Annotated in this window: 13 protein-coding genes; 10 read left to right on the top strand and 3 right to left on the bottom strand. The window is 70.2% G+C overall.

The window, feature by feature from the left end; all coding sequences use genetic code 11:
- Positions 1 to 132: 132 nt before the first annotated feature.
- Together ACVNF4_RS23755 and ACVNF4_RS23750 are read left to right on the top strand one after the other, a co-directional pair.
- Positions 133 to 921, top strand: a complete 789-nt coding sequence (locus ACVNF4_RS23755; RefSeq protein WP_461804902.1) for a DUF1963 domain-containing protein — start codon at positions 133 to 135, stop codon at positions 919 to 921.
- 133 nt (positions 922 to 1054) lie between these two features.
- On the top strand, positions 1055 to 1222 hold the full coding sequence (locus tag ACVNF4_RS23750) for an HGGxSTG domain-containing protein (protein ID WP_461804901.1): 168 nt from the start codon (positions 1055 to 1057) through the stop codon (positions 1220 to 1222).
- 338 nt (positions 1223 to 1560) lie between these two features.
- Here ACVNF4_RS23750 and phoU read toward each other — a convergent pair whose 3' ends face one another.
- The gene (phoU, locus tag ACVNF4_RS23745) at positions 1561 to 2241 is read right to left on the bottom strand and encodes a phosphate signaling complex protein PhoU (RefSeq protein ID WP_461804900.1); all 681 of its coding nucleotides are present in this window, start codon (positions 2239 to 2241) and stop codon (positions 1561 to 1563) included.
- A 190-nt stretch (positions 2242 to 2431) separates the two neighbouring features.
- On the opposite strand from phoU, the gene ACVNF4_RS23740 reads away from it, so the two are divergent.
- Positions 2432 to 3682 (top strand): sensor histidine kinase, encoded by a 1251-nt coding sequence (locus ACVNF4_RS23740; RefSeq protein ID WP_461804899.1) that lies wholly within the window; start codon positions 2432 to 2434, stop codon positions 3680 to 3682.
- Entirely contained in the window at positions 3679 to 4359 is a 681-nt protein-coding gene (locus ACVNF4_RS23735) for a response regulator (RefSeq protein ID WP_461804898.1), read from the top strand. Before ACVNF4_RS23740 ends, ACVNF4_RS23735 begins: the two co-directional genes overlap by 4 nt.
- A 69-nt stretch (positions 4360 to 4428) precedes the next feature.
- Here ACVNF4_RS23735 and ACVNF4_RS23730 read toward each other — a convergent pair whose 3' ends face one another.
- On the bottom strand, positions 4429 to 5085 hold the full coding sequence (locus ACVNF4_RS23730) for a copper chaperone PCu(A)C (RefSeq protein ID WP_461804897.1): 657 nt from the start codon (positions 5083 to 5085) through the stop codon (positions 4429 to 4431).
- Between the two features lie 594 nt (positions 5086 to 5679).
- Here ACVNF4_RS23730 and ACVNF4_RS23725 point away from each other — a divergent pair.
- The 6 genes from ACVNF4_RS23725 (at position 5680) to ACVNF4_RS23700 (ending at position 11984) form a co-directional block, all read left to right on the top strand.
- Positions 5680 to 6162 (top strand): CarD family transcriptional regulator, encoded by a 483-nt coding sequence (locus ACVNF4_RS23725; protein WP_003953493.1) that lies wholly within the window; start codon positions 5680 to 5682, stop codon positions 6160 to 6162.
- A gap of 261 nt (positions 6163 to 6423) precedes the next feature.
- Positions 6424 to 7170 carry a 2-C-methyl-D-erythritol 4-phosphate cytidylyltransferase gene (gene ispD / locus ACVNF4_RS23720; RefSeq protein WP_461804896.1) on the top strand — a complete coding sequence of 249 codons (747 nt, stop codon included), beginning with the start codon at positions 6424 to 6426 and terminating at the stop codon, positions 7168 to 7170.
- Positions 7160 to 7648, top strand: a complete 489-nt coding sequence (gene ispF, locus ACVNF4_RS23715; RefSeq protein ID WP_461804895.1) for a 2-C-methyl-D-erythritol 2,4-cyclodiphosphate synthase — start codon at positions 7160 to 7162, stop codon at positions 7646 to 7648. Before ispD ends, ispF begins: the two co-directional genes overlap by 11 nt.
- Positions 7649 to 7695: 47 nt before the next feature.
- Complete coding sequence (gene cysS, locus ACVNF4_RS23710) at positions 7696 to 9096, top strand: cysteine--tRNA ligase (RefSeq protein ID WP_461804894.1); 1401 nt, start codon at positions 7696 to 7698, stop codon at positions 9094 to 9096.
- 108 nt (positions 9097 to 9204) lie between these two features.
- The gene (rlmB, locus tag ACVNF4_RS23705; protein ID WP_461804893.1) at positions 9205 to 10149 is read left to right on the top strand and encodes a 23S rRNA (guanosine(2251)-2'-O)-methyltransferase RlmB; all 945 of its coding nucleotides are present in this window, start codon (positions 9205 to 9207) and stop codon (positions 10147 to 10149) included.
- Between the two features lie 245 nt (positions 10150 to 10394).
- Positions 10395 to 11984, top strand: coding sequence for a DoxX family protein (locus ACVNF4_RS23700; protein ID WP_461804892.1), 1590 nt, complete (start codon positions 10395 to 10397; stop codon positions 11982 to 11984).
- A gap of 102 nt (positions 11985 to 12086) precedes the next feature.
- Here ACVNF4_RS23700 and ACVNF4_RS23695 read toward each other — a convergent pair whose 3' ends face one another.
- Positions 12087 to 12818 carry a nucleotidyltransferase family protein gene (locus ACVNF4_RS23695; RefSeq protein ID WP_461804903.1) on the bottom strand — a complete coding sequence of 244 codons (732 nt, stop codon included), beginning with the start codon at positions 12816 to 12818 and terminating at the stop codon, positions 12087 to 12089.
- Positions 12819 to 12932 lie beyond the last annotated feature (114 nt).

Here is a 12932-nt window from a genome sequence, read left to right as displayed (position 1 = left end):
TCTGGCCGACCGCCATCTCCGCCCTCGAACGCGGAATCCGCCGAGACGACGACCTCGCCCACACCTACCGCAACTGGCTCCAAGCCGCTTGACAGGCAATAGGAGCATCAGCACGGCGGTTACTGTCCCCCCATGGCCACCACCGCCGACATAGCCGAGCTGATTCCCCAACTCGCGCCCTACGCCCTGCGCACGACCCTCCTCAACCCGACCGCCGGCACACCCGGGGTGCGCGAAAGCTCCGTCGGGGGACCGCTGTTGTGGCCCGCGTCGGAGGAGTGGCCGCATTGCGCACAGCAAGGTCACTGGCTGCCGCTGGGCGACGAACAAGGCCTCGACACAGTCCCGATGGTCCCCGTCCTCCAGCTCTTCGCCCGTGATGTACCGGAGTTGGAGTTCCCGGACGGGACGGACGTCCTCCAGGTCGTCTGGTGCACCCTCGTCCACCCGGCGGACCCGGCGGAATCCGTACTCCCCCGCCTCTACTGGCGCAGGGAGTCGGACGTCCTGACGAACGCCCTCCTGCTCGACGTCCCCCTCCCCCAGGAGGGCGAGTACGACGACGACTCCTTGCCAGCCCCTTGCACACTCTCCCCCACAACCGTCGTCGAATACCCCAACTGGGACATGCCCGAAGCCCTCCGCCCCATCGTCCACCCCCTCATCGAGGAACTCGAAGAACACCCCGGCGTCCACTACACCGACCTCGCCTGCGCCCTCCGCACCAAGGTCGGCGGCTACCCCGCCTGGACGCAACCCCCGAACTGGCCCGACTGCCCCCAGGGCCACCGCATGGAGCACCTCCTGAGCATCAACGGCGACGGAGACGCCGAACTGTGCCTGGGGGACGCGGGCGGGGTGTACCTGTTCGTGTGCAGGAGGTGCCCGGGGATGCCGTACACGCACCGGTTCGACTGCTGAGCGCACTCTCCCCACCCACCCGAGTCACATCAGCACCCCGTGGCCACACACCCCGCTGTCCGGTATGTGCCTTGCCCCTCCCCCTCCCGAGAACCGCACCCTGAGAGGGACGGCACATCACCGGGGAGGGGTCATGGTCGAGTGGAGGCAAGGGAAGTGCGGGGCGACGACGAGCAGTGGAGGCCGGTGCCAGAACAAGACGCTCAAGGGAACCTCCCGGTGCTACCTGCACCAGGGTGACTGGACGAAGCGGGGGCAGGCCGAGATCAAGAAGAGGGCGGCTCGGCGTCGTAAGAAGTAGGACCTGAGAAGCAGGCGCCGTATCCGCCCCCGGACACACGTGGGGCCCGGTGATCGCTCACCGAGCCCCACGACGTGGTACGAGAAAACCGCTCAACCGCACTGACACGGACTACCGGACTGGCACCCGCACCCGCACCCCGAGCCACACCCGCAGGCCCCGATCAGCATCAGGTTCCTGATCTCGGCGGGCTGCTCGGTCGGTGCTTCCTGGGTGGGGTCGGGGGACGTGCTGGGGGATTCGGCCATCTGGGGGTCCCTCCTCGACGCAGGTACACCCATGGGACCCCACCCGAGCCCTCCACGCGAAGGGCGCAAAGAGGGCGCACCGGGGTACGGCTAGGCCTGGATCTCCGGCGGCAGGTCCTGCTGGAGCTCGTCCGCGTGCTCGCCGGTGACGAGGAAGACGACACGCTTGGCGACGGCGACCGCGTGGTCGGCGAACCGCTCGTAGTAGCGGCCCAGGAGGGTGACGTCGACGGCGGTCTCGATGCCGTGCTTCCAGCGGTCGTCGATCAGGTGCTGGAACAGCGTGCGGTGGAGGAGGTCCATCGCGTCGTCGTCCGCTTCGAGCTGGAGCGCGAGGTCGACGTCCTTGGTGATGATGCACTCGGCGGCCTTGGCCATCAGGCGCTGGGCGAGCTGGCCCATCTCCAGGATGGTGGCGTGCAGGTCGCGCGGTACGGCGGTCTGCGGGAACCGCAGCCGAGCCAGCTTGGCGACGTGCTGGGCGAGGTCACCGGAGCGCTCCAGGTCGGCGGACATCCGCAGGGACGTCACGACGATCCGCAGGTCGGTGGCGACGGGCTGCTGCCGGGCCAGCAGGTCTATCGCCTTGGCCTCCAGCTCGTGGTGCAGCTCGTCGACCTTCTTGTCGCCCTCGATCACGTTCTCGGCCAGGTTCAGATCGGCGTCGAGGATCGCGGTGGTCGCGCGCCCGATGGCCGAGCCGACCAGCCGGGCCATCTCCACCAGACCGTCGCCGATCGAGTCCAGTTCCTCGTGGTAGGCGTCCCGCATCTGCGTTCCCTCGTTCCCTCTCGTACCTCAGTCTCGCGCCCTTACAGTGACACGTTCGGCCCCGCACGCGTCGATTTCCGCCATCTCAAATGAATCACTACTGGCTCCAAGGTGAACTCTGGGCGACGAGTCTCGAAGGTCACCCCTTCACGGCTGTGGCGATGTCGTACCCCGTGCCTAACCTGGGGACATGGACGTGAACGCGGCGGTCGCCGCAGCGGCAGCGATCGCCGGGGTGCTCACCGGCGTCATCGCCATGCTGGCGTTCCGCTGGAGCGAACGCGACCAGAAGCGCCCCACCCGCACCTCCCTGCACACGGACCCGGTCCTCCCCCCGGGCGTGGACACGGTCCTGTCGGTCCTGCGCTCCTCCGCCGTCGTGCTCGACGAGGCGGACGCCGTGGTCAAGGCCAGCTCGGCGGCGTACGCCCTGGGCCTGGTCCGGGGCGGGAAGCTGGCCGTGGAGCCGATGCTCCTGATGGCCCGCGACACCCGCCGCGACGGCGAGATACGCCAGGTCGAGCTGGACCTCCCGAGGCGGGGTACGGGCCGGGGCGAGGCCCTCGCCGTCTCCGCGCGGGTCGCCCCGCTCGGCTCCCGGCTGGTGCTGCTCCTGGTCGAGGACCTGACGGAGGCCCGCCGTATCGAGGCGGTCCGCCGGGACTTCGTGGCGAACGTCAGCCATGAGCTGAAGACCCCGGTCGGCGCCCTCTCCCTGCTCTCCGAGGCCGTCATGGACGCGTCGGACGACCCCGAGGCGGTCACGCGCTTCGCGGGCCGCATGCAGATCGAGGCGACGCGCCTGACCAACCTCGTGCAGGAGCTGATCGACCTCTCCCGGGTGCAGAACGACGACCCTCTGGAGGACTCCGAGCCGGTCCGGGTGGACGAACTCGTCGCCGAGGCCGTCGACCGCTGCCGGCACCAGGCGGGCGCCAAGCAGATCACCATGGCCGCGGGCGGCACCGCCGACCTGCACGTCTGGGGCAGCCGGGGCCAGCTCGCCGCGGCGCTCGGCAACCTCGTCGAGAACGCCGTCAACTACTCTCCCGCCCGCACTCGCGTGGGGATAGCAGCCCGCCGGGTGTCCGCGCCCGGCGGGGACCTGATCGAGATCGCCGTCACCGACCAGGGGATAGGGATCTCCGAGAAGGACAAGGAGCGCGTCTTCGAGCGCTTCTACCGCGTCGACCCCGCCCGCTCCCGTGCCACGGGAGGCACCGGGCTCGGTCTCGCGATCGTCAAGCACGTGGCCGCCTCGCACGGCGGAGAGGTCACGGTCTGGAGCTCCGAGGGCCAGGGCTCCACGTTCACCCTGAGGCTGCCGGAGGCGGGCGCGGCCCGCGACCGCGCGCACCAGCACCCCGACCTCGACGCCGAGGCGGGGCAGCCCACCGCACCATCCTATGAACCGCTTCCCGCCCCGGAGGTCCTTCCGTGACCCGTGTGCTCGTCGTCGAGGACGAGGAGTCCTTCTCGGACGCCCTGTCGTACATGCTTCGCAAAGAGGGCTTCGAGGTCGCCGTGGCGGCCACGGGCCCCGACGGTCTCGACGAGTTCGAGCGCAACGGCGCCGACCTCGTCCTCCTCGACCTGATGCTGCCGGGCCTGCCCGGCACGGAGGTCTGCCGCCAGCTGCGCGGCCGCTCCAACGTCCCGGTCATCATGGTGACCGCCAAGGACAGCGAGATCGACAAGGTCGTCGGCCTCGAAATAGGGGCCGACGACTACGTCACCAAGCCCTTCTCCTCCCGCGAACTCGTCGCCCGCATCCGCGCGGTGCTGCGCCGCAGGAGCGAGCCGGAGGAGGTGACCCCGGCCGCCCTCGAAGCTGGCCCGGTCCGCATGGACGTAGACCGCCACGTCGTCACGGTCTCCGGCTCCAAGGTCGACCTCCCCCTCAAGGAGTTCGACCTCCTGGAGATGCTCCTCCGCAACGCCGGCCGCGTCCTCACCCGCATGCAGCTCATCGACCGGGTCTGGGGCGCGGACTACGTCGGCGACACGAAGACCCTCGACGTCCACGTGAAGCGCCTGCGCGCGAAGATCGAGCCGGACCCGGGGGCGCCGCGGTACTTGGTGACGGTGCGGGGCTTGGGCTACAAGTTCGAGCCGTAAAGAGCCTGTGACGACGGTGAGGGCGGCACCCCGGTCGGGGGTGCCGCCCTCAGTCGTGCCCTGTGTGGCTCAGTGGCTGGTGCCCGAGGAGGCGGACGCCGAGGAGCTGGGGGACGCGGAGGAGCCGGCGGACTCCGACGGGCTCGGGGACTCCGAGGAACCGGCGGACGGCTTCGGCGAAGCGGACGGCTTCGGAACCGACGTCGGCCCCCACGACGAGAAGTACGTCGTCGCCGGCACCACGAACGCCTGGAGGCTCACATCACCCGCGTCACTGAACGTGAACGTGATCTTCTGGGCGTTCCCGTTCTTGACGGCGTCGCCGGGCGCGGCGAGCACCGCGGACGCGTTCCCCGCGCCGCCGATGACGACCGACCCGAAGGCCGGCACGACCAGGCTCCCCTTCTTGCTGCCCTTGTCGTTCTTGCCCGGCGTCAGCACGACGGACTGGCTGGTGCCGTCCACGGTGATGCCGGTCAGCGTCTGAGGGTCCTTACCGGTGTTGAAGACGGTCGCGGCGACGGCGGCCGGCCCCTCGGCACCCCGCTCGGGCTGCGTGATGACAACGGCGTTCTGGATCTTGATCACGCCGACGGTCACCGCCGCGTTGTCCGGCTTGATCTCCAGCGTCTGGCTGTTGTTCCCGGCGGCACAGCCGGCGAGCGAGGCGATCGAGAACGCGAGGGCGGAAGCGGCGAGGGCGCCGCGTCGAAGGCTGCTGCTCACGGCGGCGGCATCTCCTTGAACACAGGGGCGGACTCTCCATAAAGCCGCCCTAAGGGTCAGTCAGCGGCCTCAGCGTATCGACCCGTTCACAGCACCCCGCACCCGACCCGCCTCTAGCGCCTCGGGAGCCCCTGGGAGGACCACCCCACCGCACCCGTGAGCCGCATTGGCCACTTCACGTACTCCGGCCATTCACATAACCCGGCAACGCCCCCCGCGTACGGATTTCCCGAACTCGGAATGCGCGCTCCCGGAATTCGATCTTCCCCTGGACGCCGCCGCCCGATGATCAATTCCGGAAACGTCGAAGACCGGCCACCCGACGCCGAACGGAGTAGCGGAAGTCGCACACCAGGAAGAGGACATATCGGGACGTTCGACCACCTTGACGCGGTTTCGAGAGCGTGTAACGTAGCCGTTTCACCCCCCTCGGAGAGCCGCTCCGACCTGCGAATACCTGCTTCCAGCCCCCTTCCGAAGCACGTTCACATCGCTGTTGTCAAGCCCCGAGATATGCCCTGACCTGCGAAAACGCCATTCAGGAACCGTCGTTTCCGTGTTACCCTGGATAGCCACGGAAGGGGTACCTGTCACATGACGTTCAAGGTTGGCGACACCGTGGTCTATCCCCATCACGGGGCCGCGCTGATCGAGGCCATCGAAACTCGCCAGATCAAAGGCGTGGACAAGACCTACTTGGTGCTGAAGGTCGCCCAGGGTGACCTGACGGTACGTGTGCCAGCGGACAATGCGGAGTTCGTCGGCGTACGTGATGTGGTCGGTCAGGACGGGCTGGACCGGGTCTTCGAGGTGCTGCGCGCGCCGTACGCCGAGGAGCCCACGAACTGGTCGCGTCGCTACAAGGCAAATCTGGAGAAGCTCGCCTCCGGTGACGTCATCAAGGTCGCGGAAGTCGTCCGTGACCTGTGGCGTCGTGAGCGCGAGCGCGGACTCTCCGCCGGTGAGAAGCGCATGCTCGCCAAGGCCCGCCAGATCCTGGTGAGCGAACTCGCTCTCGCGGAGAACACCAACGAGGACAAGGCCGAGGCCCTGCTCGACGAGGTGCTCGCTTCCTGAGCTCTCCGTCCGGAGTAACTCTCGCATCGAAATGCCGCGGTGCCCGATGACGTATTTCTCGTCGCCGGGCGCTGCGGCATGTTCGTATCCCCACCGCTACGCCAAGCCCCGGGGTCCTCAAGTAAACCCCGGTACTTTTCGAGGTCCGGGGCTCCCGCTCCCGACCCGCGGTTCACGGAAGGGGCAGGTCGAGGTGGGGGTACCCGGCACTCCTCCCAGGCCATACCCACGTAGGTCGCGCACACAAACCTGACAGGAAACATGTCTGACGAATCACATCCCCCCAAGGCGGCCGTCCGCACGGCCGCGGTGATTCCGGCCGCCGGGCGCGGCGTCCGGCTCGGCCCCGGCGCACCCAAGGCGCTGCGCGCGCTGAACGGCACGCCGATGCTGATCCACGCGGTCCGCGCGCTCGCCGCGTCCCGCGCGGTCTCCCTGGTCGTCGTCGTGGCCCCGCCGGACGGCGCCCCCGAGGTCCGTTCCCTGCTGGACGCGCACGCGCTGCCCGAGCGGACGGACTTCGTCGTCGTCCCGGGCGGCGAGACCCGCCAGGAGTCCGTGAAGCTCGGCCTCGACGCGCTGCCCGACGGGTACGACATCGTCCTCGTGCACGACGCGGCCCGCCCTCTCGTCCCCGTCGACACGGTCGACTCCGTCGTCGAGGCGGTCCGCGAGGGTGCCGTCGCCGTCGTTCCCGCGCTGCCCCTCGCCGACACGGTCAAGGAGGTCGAGCCGACGCCGGGTGCGCCCGAGCCCGTCGTCGCGACCCCCGTCCGCGCGCGGCTGCGCGCCGTCCAGACGCCTCAGGGGTTCGACCGCAAGACGCTCGTGCACGCGCACGAGACGGTCACCGAGGACGTCACGGACGACGCGAGCATGATCGAGCAGCTCGGGGGGACGGTCGTCGTCGTCCCCGGGCACGAGGAGGCGTTCAAGGTGACGCGTCCGCTGGACCTGGTCCTGGCGGAGGCGGTTCTGGCCCGCAGGAGGCTCAACGATGGGTTCTGACTTTCCGGTGCTTCCCCAGGTCGGCATCGGCACCGACATCCACGCCTTCGAGGAGGGCCGCGAGCTCTGGTGCGCCGGCCTCAAGTGGGACGGCACCGGCCTCGCCGGCCACTCCGACGCGGACGTCGTCGCCCATGCCGCCTGCAACGCGCTGTTCTCGGCGGCGGGGCTGGGTGACCTGGGCCGGCACTTCGGCACCGGGCGCCCCGAGTGGTCGGGGGCGTCCGGCGTCACGCTGTTGACGGAGGCGGCGCGGATCGTGCGGGACGCCGGGTTCGTGATCGGGAACGTCGCCGTCCAGGTCGTCGGCCCGCGCCCGAAGATCGGCAAGCGGCGCGAGGAGGCCCAGAAGATCCTGTCGGAGGCGGCCGGAGCACCCGTCTCGGTGTCGGGGGCGACGACGGACGGGCTCGGATTCCCGGGCCGGGACGAGGGTCTGATGGCGATCGCGACGGCGTTGGTCGTACGGAAGCCCTAAACATTGCCGGTATTTTTCGGCCCCCCTCTCCCACTACCCTTGGACCCGTGACTATTCGCCTGTACGACACCAGCGCCCGGCAGATCCGTGACTTCTCCCCGCTCACGCCGGGCTGTGTCTCGATCTACCTCTGTGGCGCCACCGTGCAGGCGGCTCCGCACATCGGGCACATCAGGTCGGGGCTGAACTTCGACATCATCCGCCGGTGGTTCAGCCACCGCGGGTACGACGTGACGTTCGTGCGGAACGTGACCGACATCGACGACAAGATCATCGCGAAGGCCGGTGAGCAGGGCCGTCCCTGGTGGTCCATCGGCTACGAGAACGAGCGCGCGTTCAACGCCGGCTACGAGGCGCTCGGCTGCCTCCCGCCGTCGTACGAACCCCGCGCGACCGGCCATGTCACCGAGATGGTCGAGATGATGCGCACGCTCATCGAGCGCGGGCACGCGTACGAGGCGGACGGCAGCGTCTACTTCGACGTCCGCTCCTGGCCGTCGTACCTGGAGCTGTCCCGGCAGGACCTGGACGAGATGCGCCAGCCCTCCGAGGACGGCATCACCGGCAAGCGCGACCCCCGCGACTTCGCGCTGTGGAAGGCGACGAAGCCGGGTGAGCCGGACTGGGAGACGCCGTGGGGGCGGGGCCGGCCCGGCTGGCACCTGGAGTGCTCGGCGATGGTCCGCTCGTACCTGGGCTCCGCGTTCGACATCCACGGCGGCGGCCTCGACCTGATCTTCCCGCACCACGAGAACGAGATCGCCCAGTCGAAGGCGGCCGGCGACGACTTCGCGACGTACTGGCTGCACAACGCGTGGGTCACCATGAGCGGCGAGAAGATGTCGAAGTCGCTCGGGAACAGCGTGCTCGTCTCCGAGATGGTCAAGCAGTGGCGGCCCATCGTCCTCAGGTACTACCTGGGTACCCCGCACTATCGGTCGATGATCGAGTACAGCGAGGAGGCCCTGCGCGAGGCCGAGTCCGCGTTCGCGCGGATCGAGGGGTTCGTGCAGCGGGTGGTGGAGAAGGCGGGCGGCGTCGTCGAGCCGGCCGCCGAGGTGCCGCCGGCCTTCGCCGAGGCCATGGACGACGACTTCGGCGTCCCGCAGGCCCTCGCGGTCGTCCACACCACCGTCCGGCAGGGCAACAGCGCGCTCGCGGCCGACGACAAGGAGGGCGCCGTCGCCCGCCTCGCCGAGGTGCGCGCGATGCTGGGTGTCCTCGGCCTCGACCCCCTCGACCCGCACTGGGCCGGTGAGTCGGACCGGGGTGAGGATCTGCACGGCGTGGTCGACAGCCTCGTCCGGCTGGTCCTGGACCAGCGGGAGTCCGCGCGGGCGCGGAAGGACTGGGGCACGGCGGACGCGATCCGCGACCAGCTGGGGCAGGCGGGGCTGGTCATCGAGGACGGTCCGCAGGGGCCGCGCTGGACGCTCGGACCGCGCTGAACAGCTCTCCTCGTTCAAGATCAATTGTGCCGCCCGGCTCTCCGGGCGGCACACTTCATAAGACGTACTGCTGTTTGAGCAGTGGAACTCTCTAAGGACTGGTAGGTCATGGCAGCCAACAACCGCCGCATGTCCGGCAAGAAGGGCGCGCAGGTCGGCAGTGGCGGCCAGCGGCGCCGGGGCCTGGAGGGCAAGGGGCCGACCCCGCCCGCCGAGATGCGCAAGGGTCACAAGAAGAACCGCATCGCCGCCGCGCAGGTGCGCCGCGCGCAGGGCCGTCCGGCGACCCCCAAGGGCCGTGGCGGCAAGGGGACGTCCGAGATGGTCGTCGGCCGCAACCCGGTGGTGGAGGCGCTGCGCGAGGGCGTGCCCGCGTCGACCCTGTACGTCCAGCAGTTCATCGACAACGACGAGCGGGTCCGCGAGGCGCTCCAGCTCGCGGCCGACCGCGGCGGCATCAACCTCATGGAGGCGCCGCGTCCCGAGCTGGACCGCATGACGAACGGCCTGAACCACCAGGGCCTCGTCCTCCAGGTCCCGCCGTACGAGTACGCCCACCCCGAGGACCTCGCCGCCGCCGCGTACGACATCGGCGAGGACCCCCTGATCGTCGCCCTCGACGGCGTCACGGACCCCCGCAACCTCGGCGCGGTCGTCCGCTCCGTCTCCGCGTTCGGCGGCCACGGCGTGGTCGTCCCGGAACGCCGCGCGGCCGGTATGACGGCCGGTGCCTGGAAGACCTCGGCGGGAACCGCCGCCCGCACCCCGGTCGCCCGCGCGACCAACCTCACCCGCGCCCTGGAGTCCTACAAGAAGGCCGGCATCACCGTCGTCGGCCTCGCGGCGGACGGCGAGGCCGAGGTCGGCTCCCTGGCCGCCCTTGAGGGCCCGGTCGTCATCGTCGTCGGCAGCGAGGGCAAGGGGTTGTCGCGGCTGGTCGGTGAGACTTGCGACGTACGGGTACGGATTCCGATGCCGGGTGGGGCCGAGTCGCTCAACGCCGGGGTTGCCGCGGGGATCGTGCTCTACGAGGTGGCACGGCGCCGGAGCTGACGCAAGCCGGTGCCGGCGGACGGGGGGCCGCCGGTCGGAGGCCGGCGCAGCCGCTCGAAGCCGCGAAGCTCGCGAGAGGGGCAGACAAGAGGGGTCGCCGGGGTTGCCGCGGGGATCGTGCTCTACGAGGTGGCACGCCGTAGGGGGTGACCCTGTCACTCTTACGGGGTAGTCCTGGGGTTTGACGGGGTCCGGACACATCCGGCGAGTCAAAGCAGTGTCCTAAACACAAGTCACTCGGTTAGATGAGTGTGGACACCAGAACACCCCGTACACCTGCGGGGGACCGCCAGTCGGGATTCGCCTCAGGACTCGACGACGGTCCCGCACTGAGCATGGTGAAGGTGCCGAGCGATCCGGCGCAGGTCATCGTCACGCACGCTTCCTTCCGCGTGCAGTTGGGCGCGTCGGCGCGCAGTCAATCCCCGCGTGTCGCACGGCACTTGAGCGTCGGCGGAGACGCCTCCAGGGCCCCTGTCGCGAACGCTGGTGCCGCTGCGCCCCGGCGCCGGGCCGTCGTGTGGAGCGGGCACTCCGCGCCGGACGACACCGGCGCGCACCGCCTCCTCCAGGCGGTCCGCGCCGGCAGCGTGGGCCACGGCGAACCGGCCCCCGCCGACGCGGGCGCGACCCAGGTCATCCCCCGCGTGGAGGTCGAGGACCTCGCCGAGCGGACCATGGAGACCCCGCTCGTCGGCGCCCAACGCACCCGCGACAACCGCCTGTTGCCGCACATGCCGGCCGTCGACAGCGTCTACGACGAGCCGGGCTACGCGACTCCCCCGCCGCCGTACGACGAGTACGACCCGCCCCGGGAACGGGTCCCCGGCGACCCCGCGCGGCACGCCTACTACCCCGGCCGCCGGCTCAACCTCGGCGTCGTCCTGCTCCCGCTGCGCATCTTCCTCGGCTTCCTCGCGGTGTACGCGGGGATGGGGAAGCTGTGCGACCCCGTCTACTTCGACGGTGGCAAGCGGGGCTCGATGGTGAAGTGGCTGAACATGCTGCACCCGTGGGAAGTGGCTGAGCCACTGCGCCAGTTCGCCCTGCACCACCCTGTCGGCTCCGGCCTCGTCATCGCCTTCCTCCAGGTCGTCGTCGGCGTCCTGACGATCCTCGGCTGCTGGCAGCGGCTCGCGGCGGCGGTGGGCGTGCTGCTGTCGGCGGCGCTGATCGTCACCGTCAGCTGGAAGACCGTCCCCGTCTACGACACCCCCGACATCATCAACCTCGCCGCCTGGTCCCCGCTGATCATCGCGGGCGCCCCGGTGTACTCCGTCGACGGCCGCCTGGCCTCCGCCGCCTGGCGCCGGCTCGGCCCGCGCGCGCCGCTGTGGCAGCTCCGCCGCTACATGCTGCGCCGGGGGACGCTGGTCACCGCCATCGTCGTCGGCCTCACCCTCCTCTTCGGCTCCCTCCTCGGCGCGGCCGTCCGCGACGCGGACCGGGTCGTCGTCCCGGGCCCCGGCGAGGCGCCGCGCAACCAGCTCCCCGGTGAGCCGCTGCCGAGCGCCTCGAACAACGGGGAGCGCGGCGGCAGGCCCAGCAAGGAGGCGTCCGCCTCGCCGACGACGGAGGGGGCGACCTCGACGCCGACCAAGTCCCGCGAGTCGTCCCCGTCCTCCACGCGCGACTCCTCCACGTCCGGCTCCCCCAGCCAGACCCAGGGCACGGGCAGCTCCCCCGCCAAGACCCCGAGCAAGGACACGTCCCCGGTCCAGGAGGCACCGAGCACGTCGTCGGCCGGGCCGTCGTCGGGTGGGGGTTCGTCGAGCGGGTCGTCCGGGCCGTCGTCGGGTGGGGATCAGAACTTGGTGGGGGGTCTGCTGGGGTAGGGGTTTCGCCGATATGACTGACGGTGGCCGCGTGTTGGGACATGCGGCCACCGTCTCTTGTCTATTAGGTGCGCGAGCAACCACGACGAAGCCGCACCCGGGCTACCGCCCCAAGGCCCCCAACTCCTTGGCCGCCTCCGTCAGATCCTTCGCCGTGTCAATGGCCCGCCAGTACGCCCCCTGCGGCAGCGGGAACCCGGCGAGCTTCAGCTCACGCGCCAGCTGAGGGAACGTCGTCCGCTCGTGATCCCCCCGCTCCGGCAGGAGCCCCGCGAACTCGGGGGAGAACACGTACACCCCCGCGTTGATCTCGAACGTGGACGGCGGCGACTCGATGAAGTCGGTGATGTGCCCGAACCCGTCGGTCTGGACGGCCCCCCACGGGATCCGGGGCCGGGCGAGCGCGAGGGTCGCCACGGCATCCCGCTCGGCGTGGAACTCGGCCATCTCTCTCAGCGAGAACCGGGTCCAGATGTCCCCGTTGGTCGCGTACCAGGGCCGGTCGGGGTGCGGCAGCCGCGCCGCCGCGTACTTCAGCCCGCCTCCGCGCCCGAGCGGCTCGCTCTCGACGACCGTGGTGACGGAGACCGGCAGATCGGTCTCGTCGAGCCACCGCTGGAGGACGTCCGCGAGGTGCCCGCAGGAGACGACGACGTCGGTCACGCCCTCCTGTGCGAGCCAGTTGAGCTGGTGCCCGATGATCGGCGTGCCCGTGCCGGGGATCTCGACCATCGGTTTGGGCCGGTCGTCGGTGTACGGACGCAGCCGTGAGCCTTGGCCTCCGGCGAGGATGACGGCTTGCGTGGGGCGCGACGCGGCGTGCGGGTGGGTCATGGACTTCGCGGCGAGCGCTTCCTCCCAGCTGGCGGGGCGAAGGAAGTCCATGACCGGCTCACTCCTACATCGTCCGGATCTTGTCGTGTTCAGGTGTTGTTCACGGGGCTCACC

It is taken from the genome of Streptomyces sp. S6, assembly GCF_054880855.1.
Note: the sequence above shows the minus strand (reverse complement) of the source record. Positions and strands in the feature narration are given on the sequence as shown.